Source organism: Nocardioides marmotae, assembly GCF_013177455.1.
Lineage (GTDB): Bacteria > Actinomycetota > Actinomycetes > Propionibacteriales > Nocardioidaceae > Nocardioides > Nocardioides marmotae.
On sequence record NZ_CP053660.1, the window covers coordinates 1748885 to 1765466 of the forward strand.

Sequence of the window (16582 nt, forward strand, 5' to 3'; positions counted from 1 at the left end):
TACCTCTCGCACGTGTCGAGCGCGCTGAGGGGTCCCCGCGTCTGGGAGGGTGGTCACCATGGGTGAGGAGGTCGACTCCCAGGAGTTCTCCCGGGCGGACCGCACGCGGCACCGCGAGAAGGTCCGCCGCTGCCTGGACGTGTTCGCCCGGATGCTGCGCGACTCCCGCTTCGACACCGACGACCCGATGACCGGCCTCGAGGTCGAGCTGAACCTCGTCGACGCGCTCGGCGACCCGGCGCTGCGCAACGCCGCGGCGCTCGAGGCGATCGCCGACCCCGACTTCCAGACCGAGCTCGGCCAGTTCAACATCGAGATCAACGTCCCGCCCGCGCGGCTGCGCGAAGGGGGCCTGACCACCTTCGAGGAGAGCCTGCGGCGCAGCCTCAACGACGCCGAGGCCAAGTCGGCCGCCGTGGGGGCGCACCTGGTGATGATCGGCATCCTGCCGACGCTGACCGGGGAGCACATGGACCCCGCGAGCCTGAGCCCGAACCCGCGCTACAAGCTGCTCAGCGAGCAGATCCTGGCCGCCCGCGGCGAGGACATCTCGATCTCGATCGACGGCCCGGAGCGGCTGGGCACCACCACGGACTCGATCGTGCCCGAGGCGGCGTGCACCAGCACGCAGTTCCACGTGCAGACCTCGCCGGCCGACTTCGCGTCGTACTGGAACGCCTCGCAGGCCGTCTCCGCGATCCAGCTGGCCGTCGGCGCCAACTCGCCGTACCTGCTGGGCAAGGAGCTGTGGCGCGAGACGCGGATCCCGCTGTTCGAGCAGGCGACCGACACCCGCAGCGAGGAGCTCAAGGCCCAGGGGGTGCGGCCGCGGGTCTGGTTCGGCGAGCGGTGGGTGACCTCGGTCTTCGACCTGTTCGAGGAGAACGTCCGCTACTTCCCGGCCCTGCTGCCGATCACCAACGAGGAGGACCCGCTCGCGGTGCTCGAGGGCGGCGGCACCCCGAACCTCCCCGAGCTGCGGCTGCACAACGGGACCATCTACCGCTGGAACCGGCCGGTCTACGACGTCGCCGGCGGCGTGCCCCACCTGCGGGTGGAGAACCGGGTGCTCGCGGCCGGCCCCACCGTCGCGGACACGGTGGCCAACGCCGCGTTCTACTTCGGGCTCGTGCGGCACCTGGCCGAGAGCGAGCGCCCGCTGTGGTCGCAGATGTCCTTCAGCGCCGCGGAGGAGAACTTCCACGTCGCCGCGCGGCAGGGGATCGAGGCGGACGTCTACTGGCCCGGGGTGGGCCAGGTGCGGGCGACCGAGCTGGTCCTGCGACGGCTGCTGCCGATGGCGCGCGCCGGCCTGGACGCCTGGGGCGTCGAGGGCGCGGAGTCCGACCGGCTGCTCGGGATCATCGAGCAGCGGTGCTCGACCGGGGTCAACGGTGCGGAGTGGTTCGCGCGCCGGATGGGCGAGCGGGCGGGGGAGGAGCGGTACGACGCGCTGCGCGCCACGCTGCTGGAGTACCGCGGGCGGATGCACACCAACGACCCGGTGCACACCTGGGACTGATCGCCTGGGCTCACCGCTCCCGCAGGCGCCGCCAGGTGCGGCCGGCGCCCGAGCGCGGGTCCCACCAGCCGTGCCGGTTGGCCACGACCATCACCAGCGCCGCGCCCGCCTCGGCGTACGCCGTGCGCGCGGCCGCCAGCCAGGCGGCGTCGACGTCCTGGAGCTCGAGCGCCCCGGTGCGGGTCAGCCACACCAGCGGCTCGCGCCCGGCCGCGCGGGCCGTTGCGCGTCGCATCGCCGCGACCGCGTCCGCGCGCAGGGCGTGGTCGAGGTGGTCCTCCGGGCGCACGGCGAGCACCCGCTCGGCGCCGCCGGGCAGGCCCACGTGGACCAGCGGCAGGTGCACCCGCCGCCGCTCGCCCTGGGCGTGCTGGAGCACGGCGGTCCGCAGCAGCCGACCGAGGTCGGCCGGCACCGGCACGGGCACGCCGGCGCCGGTGTCGATGTCCGGAGGTGGGGTCGGTGGGCGGGGCACCGGCCCAGCCTCTCGCGGGTGTGCCCCGGCACGCCGGCGCTCTCCACAGGGTCTCTCACCGGTGATCCGCTACCGTGCCGCGCATGGGAACCGTGGTGGTCGGCTACGTACCGAAGCCCGAGGGCGAGGCAGCCCTGGCGAAGGCGATCGACGAGGCCAGGTTGCGAGGGGCGAAGCTCGTGGTGGTCAACTCCCACCGCGGCGGCCCCGACGCCGACCCGGCCGATGCCGAGGCGGCGGAGGCCGAGCTGGCCGCCGTCCAGGCCCGGCTGGAGGGCTGCGGGGTGGAGCACGAGGTGCGTCACCTCATCCGCGGGTTCGAGCCGGCCGAGGACCTGATCAGCATCGCCGACGCCAACGACGCCGAGCTGATCGTCATCGGCCTGCGTCGCCGCTCCCCGGTCGGCAAGCTCATCCTCGGCAGCAACGCCCAGCGGATCCTGCTCGACGCCACCTGCCCGGTGCTCGCGGTCAAGGCGGGTGACTGAGGTGCACGCCGCGTCGCTCGGCCCGCTGGTCGAGGAGCACCTCGCGCTGGCCCGGTCCGCCGAGGCCGGCCGCAGCTCCCACACGACGTACGGCGGCCAGGAGCACCGGCTGCGCCAGACGCTGATCGCGCTGGCGGCCGGCCGGTCGCTGGGCGAGCACGAGGCACCGGGGGAGGCCACCCTCCAGGTCCTGCGCGGGTCGGTGCGGCTGCACGCCGGCACCGAGACGTGGGAGGGGCTGGAGGGCGACCTGCTGATCGTCCCGGTGGTGCGCCACGACCTCGAGGCGGTCACCGACGCCGCCGTCCTGCTGACCGTCGTGACCGGCACGCGCGACGCCCACTGAGCGCGTCTTCGCGGGCTGGTGCTCACGCGGGTCGCGGCTGCGGTTGTCCGGAGCGGTGCAGCCGGGCGAGGCAGGCGGCCGCGAGGCCCAGCAGGGCCGCGACCGCGAGGAGCGCGGCCCGCAAGGTCGTCGCGTCCGCCAGCACCCCGATGGTCAGCGGAGCGAGCAGGACCGCGCCGGCCGAGGCGACGACCACCCGGCCGCTGACCTGCGCCGCGTGGTCGGGAGCGATCGCGACCGAGGCGGAGAGGGCCAGGGGGAACAGGTTCCCGATCCCCGTGCCGAGCAGTGCCAGGCCCACCGTCGACGGCGCCGGGTCCGCCGAGAGCCACACGACGGCGAACCCGATGGCGCTCAGCGCGAGCGCCCAGCCCAGCAGGCGCGTGGGACCGACGCGCAGCACGATGCGGCTCCCCACGACCCGACCGGCGAGGAAACCGCCGAAGTAGGCGGCCATCAGCGCCACCGCGGTCGCGGCTGACACCCGGGTCCGCTCCTGGATCAGCGTGGCGCCCCATGCGGTGACCGACCACTCCACGGCGGTCGTGCAGGCGACGAGGGCCACCGCGACCCAGAAGGCGGCGGGGAGCCGCGTCCGGTCGCGCTGCGCGGCCCGTGGCGGCACCGCGTCCACCGACGGACCGCGGGTCTGCCACCAGGTCGCGACCGGGACGAGGAGGGAGATCAGGAGCGGGAGCCGCCAGTCGGCTCCGAGGGCGGACGTCGTCGCCAGCGCTCCGACCAGCAGGAGGTAGCCACAGCTCGCCGCGACGTTGGCCTCGGTCAGTGCGACCGCGCGGAGGTCGCCATGGTGATCGGCCAGCGTGGCCTGGACGGTCGCGAGCACCCCGCCGCCGCCCAGACCCATGATCGCGGTGGCGCCCAGGGTCCCAGCGACGGTGTCGGTGCCGGCCAACCCGATCGCCCCGACCGCCATGAGGCCGACCGACGACGAGAGCAGGAGGCGCCTCTCGAGCGCGTGCTCGAGCCTCGCCGACAGCAGCCCGGCGACCGTGCTGCCGCCCGCGAACGCCGTGACGTACAGCCCGCCCGTCGCGTAGTCCAGCTCCAGCTCGTCGCGCAGGTGCGGGACGACCAGGCCGGGCGCCGCCTGCAGGTAGGCGAACCAGCCCAGGACGACGTACGCCGTCCAGGTGGTTCGGTCGCGGTGCAGACCCGCCATTTGTGTAGCGTTACACACATGGCTTCCGGCGTGCCTTCGGAGCGGAGGCGGTCGACGCTCGCGGACGTCGCCGCCGGCGCCGGGGTGTCCCTGATGACCGCCTCCTACGCCTACAGCCGTCCGGGGCGGGTGTCCGAGCGGGCTCGGGGCAGGGTGCTCGCGGCCGCCGCCGAGCTCGGCTATCCCGGGCCCGACCCGCGGGCCCGGTCGCTGCGGCGCGGGACCACGCTCACCCTCGGGGTGGTCCTGGGGGAGTACCTGACCTATGCCTTCGACGATCCCGGAGCGGTGGCCTTCATGGCCGGGATCGCAGAGGTCTGCGCCGATCGCGGGTACGGGATGACGATCCTGCCGCTCACAGGCGCCGCGGAGGACGCGCGCCGGATCACCGACGCGGCGGTCGACGGGTTCGTCGTGTGGACGACCTCCGAGGACGACCCCGCGCTGGCGGCGATCCGGGCGACGAGGCGGCCGGCGGTGGTCCACGGGGGACCGGCCGGGGCCGGCGCGACCGTCGTGACCATCGACGACCGGGCGGCGGCCCGGGCCGTCGGAGCCCTGGCCTTCGCCGGGGCCCGGCGCCCCGCCGTGGTGAGCCAGCCCCTCGACCGCGACCGGCGCAGCCACGTCGGCCGCGGCATCGACGTCGACTCCGTCGCGTTCCCGGTGACCCGGGCGCGGCTCGCGGGATACCGGGAGGCGGCCGAGGAGTCCGGTGTCGACTGGAACGACGTGCTGGTCGCCGTCTGCTCGCGCAACGACGCCACCGAGGCGGAGCAGATCACCCGGGGCCTGCTCGGCTCCGCGCGACCGCCCGATGCCATCGCCGCCATGAGCGACCAGATGGCGGCCGGTGTGGTCCGGGCCGCTCGCGCGGCAGGCCGGGCCGTCCCGGACGACCTGGCGGTGACCGGGTGGGACGATCTCCCGGTCGCCGCGGAGCTGGGCCTGACCACCGTCGCCCAGTCGCTGCGCGACCAGGGAGCAGCCTGCGCCCGCGTCGCGCTCGGCCAGGAGCCGCCGGCCACCGTGCCGTGGTCGGTCGTGCCACGGGCGACCACCACGAAACGTGTGGCGTCTCGGCCGCCCGCCTGACAGGTTCTCGGCGTGACCAGCGCCGATCCCGCCTTCCACCTCCCTCCCGGACTGTCGGCGGAGCGGCGCGACCTCCTGGTGGAGGTCGTGGTACGCAATGACGCGGCGCACGGCCCGGCCCTGCTCGGGCTGATCCTCTCGGGATCGGTCGCCCGCGGACTCGCGACGGAACGGTCGGACCTGGACGTGTACGTCGTGCTGACCGACGAGGCCGCCGCCGACCGCAGGACCACCCACTCCGCGACGGTGGACGAGGTGCCCCTGGCTCTCTCCGAGCTGGAGGAGCTCCCCACCTTCGGCAGCGAGGGCTGGTGGTACCGGTGGTCCTTCGCGTGGGCGCCGGTCATCGACGACCGGACCGGCGGGACCCTGGCGTCCCTGGCGCACGCGCAGGCCACGGTCTCGCCGACGGAGGCGCGGGAGATCCTCGTCGACCACGACCGGCTGGACGGGTGGATCAACTACGCGTACCGGGCGCTCAAGAGCGACCGGGACGGGCGGGCGCTCGAGCGACGCCTGGACGCGGCGGAGTCCGTCCCCTGGCTGCTCGACACCGTCTTCACGCTGGCCGGACGCGTCCGGCCCTACCACAAGTACCTGCCCTGGGAGCTCGAGCACCATCCGCTGCCGGGCTGGCCCGCCGAGGAGCTGCTCGGCCTCCTGCGACGGACCCTCGACGGGGACCCCTCGGCGATCCGCGAGACGTTCGACCGGGTCGAGGCGGCGTGCCGAGCGTTCGACCGGTCCCTCGCGGAGCCCGCTCTCGCGCCGGTCATCGACGACTGGGGGAGCGAGCTGGCCCTCTTCCGGGCCTGACGTCACGCCCGACTCCTGCCCCTGCCTGCGTCCCCAGGACGTGCCCGCCCGCGGTGCGCGGAGGTTGGGCAGGATGGACCCATGCCCAGCACCCCTGCCATCCACATCACCGGTGACGAGGCCGCGGACCGCGTCCTCGCCGAGGACCCCTTCGCACTGGTCGTCGGGATGATGCTCGACCAGCAGTACCCGATGGAGCACGCCTTCCGCGGCCCGGCCAAGGTCCTGGAGCGCTTCGGCACGCTCGACCCGGCCCGGATCGCGGCGGCGGACCCCGAGGAGTTCGCGTCCGTGTGCGCGACCCCGCCGGCGATCCACCGCTTCCCGGGGTCGATGGCGGCCCGCCTCCAGGAGCTCGCGGCGCTGGTGCAGGAGCGGTACGACGGCCATGCCGAGCGGCTGTGGACCGAGGCGGCCTCGGGCAAGGACCTGCTCAAGCGGGTCCAGGCCCTGCCGGGGTTCGGCAAGCAGAAGGCGCAGATCTTCGTCGCGTTGCTCGCCAAGCAGCTCGACGTCCGCCCCGAGGGCTGGGAGCAGGCGGTGGGCGACTACGCCCTCGAGGGCTACCGCTCCGTGGCCGACGTCGTCGACGGCGACTCCCTGCAGAAGGTGCGCGACTTCAAGAAGGCCGCGAAGGCGGCCGCCAAGGCCAAGACCGCGGGCTGACCCGTTGACCCCGCCGTACGCCGCCGCTCAGACCTGCTCCGCGCCCGCCCGGACCCCGTCCGCTCTGGACCACTTCGGCCGGTCGGCCCGGCGAAAGGCGTCCGGATGGCACGTCCTCACCGACCCCGTGGCAGAATGTCCATGCGGCTCTTGACGTGTGCGGGCTCTGCTGCGCCCGAGAGTCGCCCCGCCGTTGCTCCACAGTCGTTTGACGAGAGGTGTTCGTGTCCTCGACCGCGCGCAAGATCCCTGCCGAGGTGCTCTCGCACCCAGCCGTCGTGGCCCTCATCGAGCGGGGTAAGCCGTCGGGCAGCCTGAGCCCGGAGGATGTCCGCCAGGCCAGTGAGGACGCGGCCGTCGAGCCGCGGCACCTCAAGTCGCTGCTGGCCCACCTGAGCTCGCTGGGCATCTCCGTCGACGTGAGCGCCAGCGCCCAGCGCGCCGTCGCCGCGACGACCGCCCGCAAGACCACCACGGCCAAGACCGCCAAGAAGGCGCCGGCCAAGAAGGCCACCTCCGCGGCCGCCAAGAAGGCTGCCGCCGCTCCGGCGGCGGAGCCCGCGGTGGCGCCCGTGGTCGCGGCCGCCCCGGTGATCGGCCCCGACGGCAAGAAGATCCTCCCCGACGTCCCGGACGAGCAGTTCGAGAAGGACGTCGCCCAGGACCCGACGATCAAGGCCGACGAGGAGGAGGCCACGGCCACCTCGAGCTTCGTCGTCTCCTCCGCCGACGAGACCGACGAGCCGGCGCAGCAGGTCATGGTCGCCGGCGCGACCGCCGACCCGGTCAAGGACTACCTCAAGCAGATCGGCAAGGTCCCGCTGCTCAACGCCGAGATGGAGGTCGAGCTCGCCAAGCGGATCGAGGCCGGCCTGTTCTCGGAGGAGAAGCTCGCCAAGGGCGGCAAGATCAGCCCGAAGCTCCACGAGGAGCTTGAGTGGATCGCCGAGGACGGCCGTCGCGCCAAGAACCACCTGCTCGAGGCCAACCTCCGCCTGGTCGTCTCGCTGGCCAAGCGCTACACCGGCCGCGGCATGCTCTTCCTGGACCTGATCCAGGAGGGCAACCTCGGCCTCATCCGTGCGGTCGAGAAGTTCGACTACACCAAGGGCTACAAGTTCTCGACGTACGCCACGTGGTGGATCCGCCAGGCGATCACCCGCGCGATGGCCGACCAGGCCCGCACCATCCGCATCCCGGTGCACATGGTCGAGGTCATCAACAAGCTCGCGCGCGTCCAGCGCCAGATGCTCCAGGACCTGGGCCGCGAGCCCACCCCGGAGGAGCTGGCCAAGGAGCTCGACATGACCCCCGAGAAGGTCATCGAGGTCCAGAAGTACGGCCGGGAGCCCATCTCGCTGCACACTCCGCTCGGCGAGGACGGCGACAGCGAGTTCGGTGACCTGATCGAGGACTCCGAGGCGATCGTCCCCGCCGACGCGGTCTCCTTCACGCTGCTCCAGGAGCAGCTGCACGCGGTCCTCGACACGCTCTCCGAGCGCGAGGCCGGCGTGGTCAGCATGCGCTTCGGCCTCACCGACGGGCAGCCGAAGACCCTCGACGAGATCGGCAAGGTCTACGGCGTGACCCGCGAGCGGATCCGCCAGATCGAGTCCAAGACGATGTCGAAGCTGCGTCACCCCTCGCGCTCGCAGGTCCTGCGCGACTACCTGGACTGACGTACACCGTCCCATCGACGAGAGCCCCGCACCTCCGGCCGGAGGAGCGGGGCTCTCGCGTTCGCGGGCCGGGACCGCCGCTCAGCCGGCGGCGACCAGCACGACCGCGCCCGCGCACAGCACCAGCCCGAGGGCCTGGCTGCGGTGCACCGCCTCGCGCAGCAGCACCGCGGCGAGCACCACGGTGACGGCGGGGTAGAGCGAGGTCAGCACGGCCGCGACCGTGAGGTAGCCCTCGCGGGTGGCGAGCATGAAGCACCCGGTCGCGGTGGCGCCGAGCACCCCGCTGACCAGGCCCACCGCGGCCCACCGCTGCCGGGGGACCCAGGCGGCGCGGACGACGAGGGCCACCGCGACGACGGCGAGGCCGGCGACGAGCTGGTTGAGGGCGAGGGGGAGCAGCCCCGCCTCCTCGGGGATCTCGGCCAGGGCGACGAAGAGCGTGCCGAAGCCGAGCCCCGCCAGGAGGCCGTCGAGCGCGCCGGTCCGGGGGCGCGGCGAGAGTCCGAGGCGGGGCGGCACGCTGGCGGAGGCGGGCTCGCGGGCGACCAGCCAGATGGCCGGGAGGGCGGCGGCGGTCCCGAGCCAGACCAGGGCGCCGGGGCGCTCGCCCGAGGCGACGGCGACGAGCACGGGGAGCAGCGTCGCGCTGACCCCGGAGACCGGGGCCACCACGCCCATCCGGCCCGAGGAGAGCCCGCGGTACAGACAGGCGGTGCCGAGGCCGTTGCCCACGCCCCCGAGGACGGCCCAGGCGAGGTCGGCGCCGGTCGGCGAACCGTCGACCACCGTGGCCACGCCGAGCACGGCGGCCGCGCCGCCCAGCTGCGCGGTCAGCACGACGGCCCAGGGCGAGACCCGCTGGGAGGCGAAGCCGCCGACGAAGTCGCCGACCCCGTAGGCGAGGGCCGCGCCCAGGGCGAGCAGGGCGCCCATCAGGTCGCGACGACCCCGACGACCCACACCGCGGCCGCGGCCAGCGCGGCGAGGAGCTCGATGAGGAGGCTGAGGCCGGCGGCGCGCAGGGCGTGCTTGGTCGAGGGCCACGCCAGCGCCGGCCCGACCCGCCGGTGCTCGGCGAGGTAGACGCCGAGCACGAAGCCGAGGAGCAGGCCGACCACGGGGACGACGAAGAAGCCGACCACGCCGAGCAGGCCGCCGACCACGAGGGTCGACCCGGGGATGCCGGCGTCCTTGAGGCGACGGCCCGGGACGGCGTACTTGACCACCGCGCCGAGCGCGAGGAGGGCGGTGGCGACCGCGAGGACGCTCCAGGCGGTCGCGCCGCCGACCTGGATGGTCCAGACCAGCACCGCCGCCAGCACCAGCAGCGTGCCGGGCAGCACGGGGACCACGATCCCGATGATGCCGACCAGGATGGCCAGGGCGACCAGGACTTCGAGCAGGCTCACGGGCGCCACCCTCCCACGCCCTGCGCACCGCCGCCGGAAATGAAGAACGGCCCCGGACGTGGTCCGGGGCCGTCGACGTCTGTTGGTGGTCTGGTGGTCAGCGCTCGTCGTCCGAGGCGGCCGCAGGGGCGCCGGAGAGCTTGTGGGTCTCGTCGACGACGTTGGCCGCGATCTCCTTGAGCTTGTCGCCGTGCTCGCGTGCGTGGTGGGCGCAGAACAGCAGCTCTCCGCCGGTCTGGAGCTCCACACGGAGGTAGGCCTGGGCTCCGCAACGGTCGCAGCGGTCCGCAGCCGTCAGCGGGGCGCTGGGTGCAACGGTGGTGGTCACATCGGCCTCATTTCTAGTGTCTCGGTGTCTTGCTCAACGTAGAGGCGGGGCCAGGGATTCCCGCGGCCACGTGGTGCCTGACACGTCGATCTCATCACGGACAGAGTTGCCCGATCTCGGGGTTTCCATGCCCCGGACGGTGTCGCCCGGACCACGTTCACCCTTTCTGGGGGACAACGCCTGGTCCTACGAAGTGTGACGCGGTGCTGGTCGCCGTGGTGCGCGAATCGATCCACCGGGTGTGGATCGTGTCCGCATCGTGACTCCAGCGGGGTGCTGCGGCGCTGCTCGGGAGGTGCGGTTGTGCTGCGGCTCACCGTAGTGGTGGCGGGTCGTGGCGTGGCACCCCGGGCCCGCGGCGTGTCGTGGGTAGATTCGACACGAGCCCGTCGACGGACCGCCGACGACCCGGCGCCGGCCCTGCCGGGCCGCCGGACCCGCCCCACCGCAGGAGCCCCACGATCGCCGAGAACGCCTACAACGCCGCGCACCTCCTGGTCCTGGAGGGCCTGGAGGCCGTCCGCAAGCGCCCCGGGATGTACATCGGGTCGACCGACACCCGCGGGCTCATGCACTGCCTGTGGGAGATCATCGACAACGGCGTCGACGAGGCCCTCGGCGGCCACGCCCGCCGGGTCGAGGTCACCCTGCACCCCGACGGCTCGGCGGAGGTCCACGACGACGGTCGGGGCATCCCGACCGACAAGGAGCCCAAAACCGGTCTGCCCGGCGTGGAGGTCGTGGCGACCAAGCTGCACGCCGGCGGCAAGTTCGGCGGCGGGTCGTACGTCGCCACCGGCGGCCTGCACGGCGTCGGCCTCTCGGTGGTCAACGCGCTCTCGACCCGGATGGACATCGATGTCGAGCGGTCCCCGGCGGCCCAGGGCATCTCGTTCCGGCGCGGCGTCCCCGGCGTCTTCGCCGAGGAGGGCCCGGCGGCCGACTTCGAGCCGCGCTCGGGGCTGACCCGCAAGGGCGGCAAGGTGGCCAAGGGCCGCACCGGCACGCGGATCCGCTTCTGGCCCGACCGCCAGATCTTCACCAAGGACGCCGCCTTCGTCTACGACGAGCTGGTCACCCGCGCCCGGCAGACCTCCTTCATCGTCCCGGGCCTGGAGCTGGTGATCCGTGACCTGCGTGGCTCTGCCGACGGTGGGGAGCTGGTCGAGGACAAGTTCCGCCACGACGGCGGCATCACCGAGTTCACCGACTTCCTCGCCAGCGACGAGCCGGTGACCGAGGTGCTGCGCCTCCAGGGGTCGGGCACGTTCACCGAGACGGTGCCGCTGCTCGACGACAAGGGCCACATGACCCCGCAGGAGGTGGAGCGGGAGCTCGAGGTCGACGTGGCCGTGCGGTGGGGGACCGGCTACGACACCGAGGTCCGCTCCTTCGTCAACGTGATCGCCACCCCGAAGGGCGGCACGCACGTCAGCGGTTTCGAGCAGGCGATCACCCGCACCTTCAACGAGGCGATGAAGGCCGCGAAGGTGCTCAAGGTCAACGACGACGACGTCACCAAGGACGACGTGCTCGAGGGGATGACCGCGGTGGTCACCGTGCGGCTCGCCGAGCCGCAGTTCGAGGGCCAGACCAAGGAGATCCTCGGCACGCCGGCGGCGCGCACCGTCGTACGCCGGGTGGTCGCCGCGGAGCTCAAGGAGTTCCTCACCTCGACCAAGCGCCAGGAGAAGGCCCAGGCCAAGCTGGTCATGGAGAAGGTGGCCGGCGCGGCCAAGACCCGCATCGCCGCCCGCCAGCACAAGGAGACCCAGCGCCGCAAGAACGCCCTGGAGTCCTCGGCGCTGCCCTCCAAGCTCGCCGACTGCCGCGCCACCGACAACGACCGCACCGAGCTGTTCATCGTCGAGGGTGACTCCGCGCTCGGCACCGCCAAGCTCGCGCGCAACTCCGAGTTCCAGGCGCTGCTGCCGATCCGCGGCAAGATCCTCAACGTCCAGAAGGCCTCGGTCGGCGACATGCTCAAGAACGCCGAGTGCGCCTCGATCATCCAGGTCGTCGGCGCCGGGTCGGGCCGGACCTTCGACCTCGACGCCCGCCGCTACGGCCGGATCATCTTCATGGCCGACGCAGACTCCGACGGCGCGCACATCCGCTGCCTGCTGGCGACGCTGTTCTTCAAGTACATGCCCGACCTGATCCGCGAGGGCCGGGTCTACTCCGCCGTCCCGCCGCTGCACCGCATCGAGATCTCCAACCCGCGCAAGGGCCAGGAGAAGTACGTCTACACCTACTCCGACGACCAGCTGCAGCGGAAGCTCGCGGAGCTGAAGAAGAAGAACGTCAAGTGGAAGGACCCGGTCCAGCGCTACAAGGGCCTCGGTGAGATGGACGCCGACCAGCTGGCCGAGACCACCATGGACCCCCGCCACCGCACCCTGCGCCGGATCACCGTCGACGACGCCGACGCCGCGGCCAACGTCTTCGAGCTGCTCATGGGCTCCGACGTCGCCCCGCGCAAGGAGTTCATCGTCCAGGGCGCCTACGAGGTCGACGTCGAGGCGATCGACGCGTGAGCCCGGGGGCCGGCCGGCCGCGGGGTGCTCGCCGAGGCGCGCGGCCAGGTGTCGCTGTCGGACCACCCGGGTAACGCGGGGCCATGGCTCACCGTCTCGCACGCGTCCTCGGCTCGTCCCTGCTGCTGTCCGGCTTCCTCACCCTCGTCGCGGCACTCGTGTGCCACGTGTCGGGCGGGCCGGAGGGGACCCATGCGAGCGCGGTGTGGGTGCTGGGCGTCCTCGGGTTGCTGCTGATCGCCAACTCCCTGGTGCTGCTGGTCGTGGAGTCCCAGGTCCGCGCCCAGCACGAGCCGAGCGCGGGCTGACGGTCAGGTGACCGGCTCGGGCTCGGCGGCCGGCAGCGGCGGCATCAGCTTGCCGCGACGCGGCGTACGCCGGGTGTCGGCGCGGCCGAGGTCCTCGACCTGGTCGAGCCAGGCTGCGCGCTGGTCGGCCGTGCTGCCGTGCACCTGCCCGATCCGGGTGGCGCGGACGGGCCGCAGACCGCAGAAGCGCAGTGTGCTGCGGGTCAGCTGACGCACAGCGCTGTCGCCCATGAGCCCGCGCAGCCACCAGCCGGGGGAGTCGGTGGTGACGACGACCCGGGCGGAGCGGCCCGCCAGCAGGCCCTCCGGCATGCCGTTGTCGCGGTAGCGGTAGGCCCAGCCGCGCTCCAGCGCCCGGTCGAGGAAGCCCTTGAGCAGCGCGGGCACCGAGCCCCACCACACGGGGGTGATCACCGCGACGTGGTCGGCGGCGACCAGGGCCGCGCGGGCGCGGACGAGGTCGGGCTCGGTCGGCTGGTCGCCGTGCAGGCCGCGGCGCAGGTTGAGGTCGACCTCCAGGTCGCGCAGGGCGAGCAGCTCGACCTCGGCGCCGCCTGCGCGGGCGCCGGCGGCGTACCGCTCGGCGAGTGCCGCGCACAGCGACCGGTCGTCGGGGTGGGCGTCGATGACGAGGACTCGGGGCACGATGGCCTCCAACTTGTCGCTGTAAAGATCGGGCACCACCAGCCTGCGCTAGGATCTTTCGCGTGTCAAGATCCTCGTCCGGCTACCACCACGGTGACCTCCGCCGCGCCCTCCTCGATGCGGGCACCGAGCTGCTGGAGGAGCAGGCGCCGGCCCGGGTGAGCCTGCGCGAGGTGGCGCGGCGGGCCGGGGTGAGCCACGCGGCGCCGTACCACCACTTCGGCGACCGCGGCGGCCTGCTCAAGGCGATCGGCGACGCGTGCATGGCCGACTTCCTGGCCCGGCAGGAGGGCGCCGCGGCCGCGGAGAGCGACCCCGCCGAGCGCCTGGTGGCGGTCGGGGAGGCCTACGTGTCCTTCGCAGCCGAGCGGCCGCACGCCTTCGCACTGGTCTTCGACCCCGAGCTGTGCCCGCCGCAGGACCCGGGCCCCGAGCGAGGGCCGCTCATCGCCCGCAACGAGGCGCTGCTGGCCGAGTGCGTCGCGGCCTGGCTGGCCGACCGCGGCCGCGCCGCCGAGGACCTCGAGGCGCTGGGGACGGCGTTCTGGGGCACCGTGCACGGCCTGGCCACCCTCGTCGGCGAGCGCCAGCTCGAGCGCGCGCAGGTCGGCCCGGCGCTCCGCGCGCTCGTGCGCTAGGGACTGCCCGGGCGACCGGCGGACGTACCGACAACCGCTCGGACGCTCGCTGACCGGCGTGTCGCGGGTGGCTCGAGCACTTCGGTACGTCGGTGGGTCGGACCGGGCTGGCAGCATGGGGCAGACGCCCGCCCGGCGCTCCGCGCGCTCGTGCGCCAGGTGGGCGGCTAGGCCACGGTCTGCTCGCCGAGGGCGACCCAGCGGCCCTCGGAGACCACCTCGGGGACGCCGTCGACGACCGCGATCGCGGTCTGCTCGTCGATCACGTACGCCGGGTTGCCCAGGTCGGCCGCCCAGCGCTCGGCGTCGGCCAGCGTGTTGGTCGGGAACAGGTCGAGGTGCGGGAAGATCGAGAAGTCCACCAGGCCCAGCGTCCGGTCGTCCGGCGCGCCCGACCACTCGACGAAGTAGTCGCCGATCCGCGGCGTCAGCACCATGCTCCCCGCGCTCACCCCGACCCAGACCGTGTCGTGCAGGGACGGGAGCAGCTCGGCCAGGCCGGACTCCCGCAGCCAGTGACACAGGTACGTCGCGTCGCCGCCGTCGACGAGGAGCACGTCGGCCTCGCGCACCCACGGCTCCCACCGCTCGCGCCCGATCGAGGGGAGCGCGGTCAGCTCGAGCACCCCGAGCGAGGCCCAGTCGAGGCCGGTGGAGGGCGCCCAGGTGGGCTGGGCGGCCACCAGGCCGCGCACGGAGCCCGGCCCGCACGCGGGGTGGCCCCACTGCGCAGTCGGGACGACCAGGGCGTGGCACTCCGAGACCGGCCGGCCGAGCATGGTCTCCAGCGCGGCGTGGATGCTGGGGTTGGTGACACCGCCTGAGGTGAGCAGCAGCTTCACGGGTCCTCCGGGTCTGGGCGCGGTCGGGTCGGGTCCGCCGGGCAGACCGGTGAGGGCCACCGGAATCATCGCCCTCGGACCGATCCTGGCAGCATGGGACGGGTGCTCGTCCGCTCCCGCCCTCGCCAGGAAGGCCCGCTCGTCCAGGCGCTTGCGCCGCAACCAGGCGGTCACCTCGTCGTTGCACCTGCTGGCGTTACGACCCGCAGGCCGGCGCGTTGGTGGTGAGCGTGTCGCGACCGCCGCGCGAGATCGGCAGGACACAGTCTCGCTGCAACGCCTTGTCGGTCGCACCGCAGCAGTAGGCACACCCCAGGCGGTCTTGAGCGCGGACTACTGGGCATCGGTCAGATCGTGCTCGACGTGGGCCATGCCGCGCTTGCGCCGACGCGCGACCGTTGCCCTCCGGCTCCGGTTGACGGCCATGTCGTGCTCACATCGCCCGGGACAGGCTGCGCCGCAGCGACCAGGCGCCGAGCGCCAGCAGGAGCAGCGCCATCCCGGCGAGCACGCCGAGCTGGGGCCAGATGTCGAGCAGGCCGCCGCCGCGGCGCTGGATTTCCGCGAACGCGTCGTACGCCCAGGCATGCGGGGTGAGGTGGGCGACCGAGCGCATGGTGTCGGGGAAGAGCTCCAGCGGCAGCATCGCGCCGCCCAGCGCGGCTAGCACCAGCCCGAGTCCGATGCCGACGCCGCCCGCCGCGCCCGGGTTCTCCAACAGCGTGCCGAGCAGGATCGCCGCCCCGGACGCGACCAGGGCGAAGATGGCCAGCGCCAGCAACGAGAGCCAGAGGTTGCCCCAGCTGACGCCGAAGAGCAACGAGGTGGCGACCATGATGTAGCCGCCCTGGAAGAGGCCGATCATCCAGCGGCCCAGTGTCTCGCCGGCGATCAGCTGGGTGGTCGAGATCGGTCCGGCCAGCATCCGGGAGATGACTCCGAGCCGCCTGGCCTGGATCAACGTGGCCGCGCCCGCCAGGGTGGAGAGGAAGACGAAAAGCAGCAGCTGTCCCGAGGCTCCGAGGTCGAACTGCCCGAGTCCCTCGAACTCCTCGCTGAGCTCGTCGACGTCGATGACCTCCAGGACTGGCTCGCTCAGCTCCTGCTGCGCGGTCGCCAGGGCGGCCGCGGCGCGATCGGCTGGTACGCCGTACCCCTCGAGCGCCGCCACCTGGCCGCGGGCTGCCTGGATGTTGGCGATCGCACTGCGCACCTCCTGCTCCACGACCTGGGCATTAGGCGACGAGCCGCGCACCATCGTCAGGGCGACCCCTTCGCCCGACTCGTGTGCCGCTTGCGCGGCGTCGTCCACCCGGACGGCGACGTCGATTCGGCCTCGGGCCAGCTGCTGCAGGGCGGCCTCCCACCCCGGATCGCTGACCTCGACGTCCTCGGACTCGAGCCCTGTGACCAGAGCGGCACCCAGGGCGCTGTCGCCACCCTCACTGACCGCTACCCGGCCGGTGGTCGCTCCCACACCGAACTGGGCGCCGATCATCAGCACCAGCAGCAGCGGGAAGATGAAGGCGAAGAAGATGTTGGCGCGGTCGCGCAAGAAGAGCCGCAGCTCGACGCCCGCCACAGTCGCGACGTTCCTCACCA

The 16582-nt window shown here is 73.3% G+C and carries 18 protein-coding genes; 10 read left to right on the forward strand and 8 right to left on the reverse strand.

Features of this window, described 5'->3' with window-relative positions:
* Positions 1-58: 58 nt before the first annotated feature.
* Entirely contained in the window at positions 59-1522 is a 1464-nt protein-coding gene (locus HPC71_RS08445) for a glutamate-cysteine ligase family protein (RefSeq protein ID WP_154615174.1), read from the forward strand.
* 10 nt (positions 1523-1532) lie between these two features.
* Here the strand turns inward: HPC71_RS08445 and HPC71_RS08450 are convergent, their stop codons facing one another.
* Positions 1533-1997 (reverse strand): hypothetical protein, encoded by a 465-nt coding sequence (locus tag HPC71_RS08450; RefSeq protein WP_253943955.1) that lies wholly within the window; start codon positions 1995-1997, stop codon positions 1533-1535.
* Positions 1998-2080: 83 nt separating this feature from the next.
* Between HPC71_RS08450 and HPC71_RS08455 the strand changes: the two genes are divergently transcribed.
* Together HPC71_RS08455 and HPC71_RS08460 are read left to right on the forward strand one after the other, a co-directional pair.
* The gene (locus HPC71_RS08455; protein ID WP_154611915.1) at positions 2081-2485 is read left to right on the forward strand and encodes a universal stress protein; all 405 of its coding nucleotides are present in this window, start codon (positions 2081-2083) and stop codon (positions 2483-2485) included.
* On the forward strand, positions 2478-2831 hold the full coding sequence (locus HPC71_RS08460; RefSeq protein ID WP_253943956.1) for a cupin domain-containing protein: 354 nt from the start codon (positions 2478-2480) through the stop codon (positions 2829-2831). The genes HPC71_RS08455 and HPC71_RS08460 overlap by 8 nt, the downstream gene beginning before the upstream one ends.
* A 22-nt stretch (positions 2832-2853) precedes the next feature.
* On the opposite strand, the gene HPC71_RS08465 is transcribed toward HPC71_RS08460, so the two are convergent.
* The gene (locus HPC71_RS08465) at positions 2854-4014 is read right to left on the reverse strand and encodes an MFS transporter (RefSeq protein WP_154615175.1); all 1161 of its coding nucleotides are present in this window, start codon (positions 4012-4014) and stop codon (positions 2854-2856) included.
* A gap of 18 nt (positions 4015-4032) precedes the next feature.
* Here HPC71_RS08465 and HPC71_RS08470 point away from each other — a divergent pair, with 18 nt between their 5' ends.
* The 4 genes from HPC71_RS08470 (at position 4033) to HPC71_RS08485 (ending at position 8270) form a co-directional block, all read left to right on the forward strand.
* The gene (locus HPC71_RS08470; protein ID WP_154615176.1) at positions 4033-5109 is read left to right on the forward strand and encodes a LacI family DNA-binding transcriptional regulator; all 1077 of its coding nucleotides are present in this window, start codon (positions 4033-4035) and stop codon (positions 5107-5109) included.
* A 12-nt stretch (positions 5110-5121) separates the two neighbouring features.
* A complete protein-coding gene (locus HPC71_RS08475; protein WP_154615177.1) occupies positions 5122-5925 on the forward strand; it encodes a nucleotidyltransferase domain-containing protein in 804 nt (267 codons plus the stop codon).
* An 81-nt stretch (positions 5926-6006) separates the two neighbouring features.
* On the forward strand, positions 6007-6591 hold the full coding sequence (locus HPC71_RS08480) for an HhH-GPD-type base excision DNA repair protein (RefSeq protein ID WP_154615178.1): 585 nt from the start codon (positions 6007-6009) through the stop codon (positions 6589-6591).
* A 218-nt stretch (positions 6592-6809) separates the two neighbouring features.
* Complete coding sequence (locus HPC71_RS08485) at positions 6810-8270, forward strand: RNA polymerase sigma factor (protein ID WP_253943957.1); 1461 nt, start codon at positions 6810-6812, stop codon at positions 8268-8270.
* Positions 8271-8351: 81 nt separating this feature from the next.
* Here the strand turns inward: HPC71_RS08485 and HPC71_RS08490 are convergent, their stop codons facing one another.
* The 3 genes from HPC71_RS08490 to HPC71_RS08500 all read right to left on the reverse strand — a co-directional run bounded on the left by HPC71_RS08490 (position 8352) and on the right by HPC71_RS08500 (position 10010).
* Positions 8352-9206 (reverse strand): DMT family transporter, encoded by an 855-nt coding sequence (locus HPC71_RS08490; RefSeq protein WP_154611907.1) that lies wholly within the window; start codon positions 9204-9206, stop codon positions 8352-8354.
* Positions 9206-9682 (reverse strand): DUF456 domain-containing protein, encoded by a 477-nt coding sequence (locus HPC71_RS08495; RefSeq protein ID WP_216656575.1) that lies wholly within the window; start codon positions 9680-9682, stop codon positions 9206-9208. The genes HPC71_RS08490 and HPC71_RS08495 overlap by 1 nt, the downstream gene beginning before the upstream one ends.
* A 97-nt stretch (positions 9683-9779) precedes the next feature.
* Entirely contained in the window at positions 9780-10010 is a 231-nt protein-coding gene (locus tag HPC71_RS08500) for a DUF7455 domain-containing protein (RefSeq protein WP_171896556.1), read from the reverse strand.
* 365 nt (positions 10011-10375) lie between these two features.
* Between HPC71_RS08500 and HPC71_RS08505 the strand changes: the two genes are divergently transcribed.
* The gene (locus tag HPC71_RS08505; protein WP_257866210.1) at positions 10376-12547 is read left to right on the forward strand and encodes a DNA gyrase/topoisomerase IV subunit B; all 2172 of its coding nucleotides are present in this window, start codon (positions 10376-10378) and stop codon (positions 12545-12547) included.
* A gap of 83 nt (positions 12548-12630) precedes the next feature.
* Positions 12631-12855, forward strand: a complete 225-nt coding sequence (locus tag HPC71_RS08510) for a hypothetical protein (protein ID WP_154615179.1) — start codon at positions 12631-12633, stop codon at positions 12853-12855.
* Positions 12856-12858: 3 nt separating this feature from the next.
* On the opposite strand, the gene HPC71_RS08515 is transcribed toward HPC71_RS08510, so the two are convergent.
* A complete protein-coding gene (locus HPC71_RS08515; RefSeq protein WP_171896557.1) occupies positions 12859-13500 on the reverse strand; it encodes an NAD(P)H-dependent oxidoreductase in 642 nt (213 codons plus the stop codon).
* Positions 13501-13562: 62 nt separating this feature from the next.
* On the opposite strand from HPC71_RS08515, the gene HPC71_RS08520 reads away from it, so the two are divergent.
* Positions 13563-14138, forward strand: a complete 576-nt coding sequence (locus tag HPC71_RS08520) for a TetR/AcrR family transcriptional regulator (RefSeq protein WP_154615181.1) — start codon at positions 13563-13565, stop codon at positions 14136-14138.
* A 167-nt stretch (positions 14139-14305) separates the two neighbouring features.
* Here HPC71_RS08520 and HPC71_RS08525 read toward each other — a convergent pair whose 3' ends face one another.
* Both HPC71_RS08525 and HPC71_RS08530 read right to left on the reverse strand, forming a co-directional pair.
* Positions 14306-14980 (reverse strand): Type 1 glutamine amidotransferase-like domain-containing protein, encoded by a 675-nt coding sequence (locus HPC71_RS08525; RefSeq protein ID WP_171896558.1) that lies wholly within the window; start codon positions 14978-14980, stop codon positions 14306-14308.
* A gap of 433 nt (positions 14981-15413) precedes the next feature.
* Positions 15414-16580 (reverse strand): ABC transporter permease, encoded by a 1167-nt coding sequence (locus tag HPC71_RS08530; RefSeq protein ID WP_171896559.1) that lies wholly within the window; start codon positions 16578-16580, stop codon positions 15414-15416.
* Between the last annotated feature and the right edge of the window lie 2 nt (positions 16581-16582).

What these genes read in the sequence shown, in the direction of transcription:
- HPC71_RS08490 (WP_154611907.1), bottom strand. Translation starts at nt 9,206, where the DNA reads ATGGGCGCCCTGCTCGCCCTGGGCGCGGCCCTCGCCTACGGGGTCGGC.
- HPC71_RS08470 (WP_154615176.1), top strand. Translation starts at nt 4,033, where the DNA reads ATGGCTTCCGGCGTGCCTTCGGAGCGGAGGCGGTCGACGCTCGCGGAC.
- HPC71_RS08465 (WP_154615175.1), bottom strand. Translation starts at nt 4,014, where the DNA reads ATGGCGGGTCTGCACCGCGACCGAACCACCTGGACGGCGTACGTCGTC.
- HPC71_RS08480 (WP_154615178.1), top strand. Translation starts at nt 6,007, where the DNA reads ATGCCCAGCACCCCTGCCATCCACATCACCGGTGACGAGGCCGCGGAC.
- HPC71_RS08455 (WP_154611915.1), top strand. Translation starts at nt 2,081, where the DNA reads ATGGGAACCGTGGTGGTCGGCTACGTACCGAAGCCCGAGGGCGAGGCA.
- HPC71_RS08510 (WP_154615179.1), top strand. Translation starts at nt 12,631, where the DNA reads ATGGCTCACCGTCTCGCACGCGTCCTCGGCTCGTCCCTGCTGCTGTCC.
- HPC71_RS08445 (WP_154615174.1), top strand. Translation starts at nt 59, where the DNA reads ATGGGTGAGGAGGTCGACTCCCAGGAGTTCTCCCGGGCGGACCGCACG.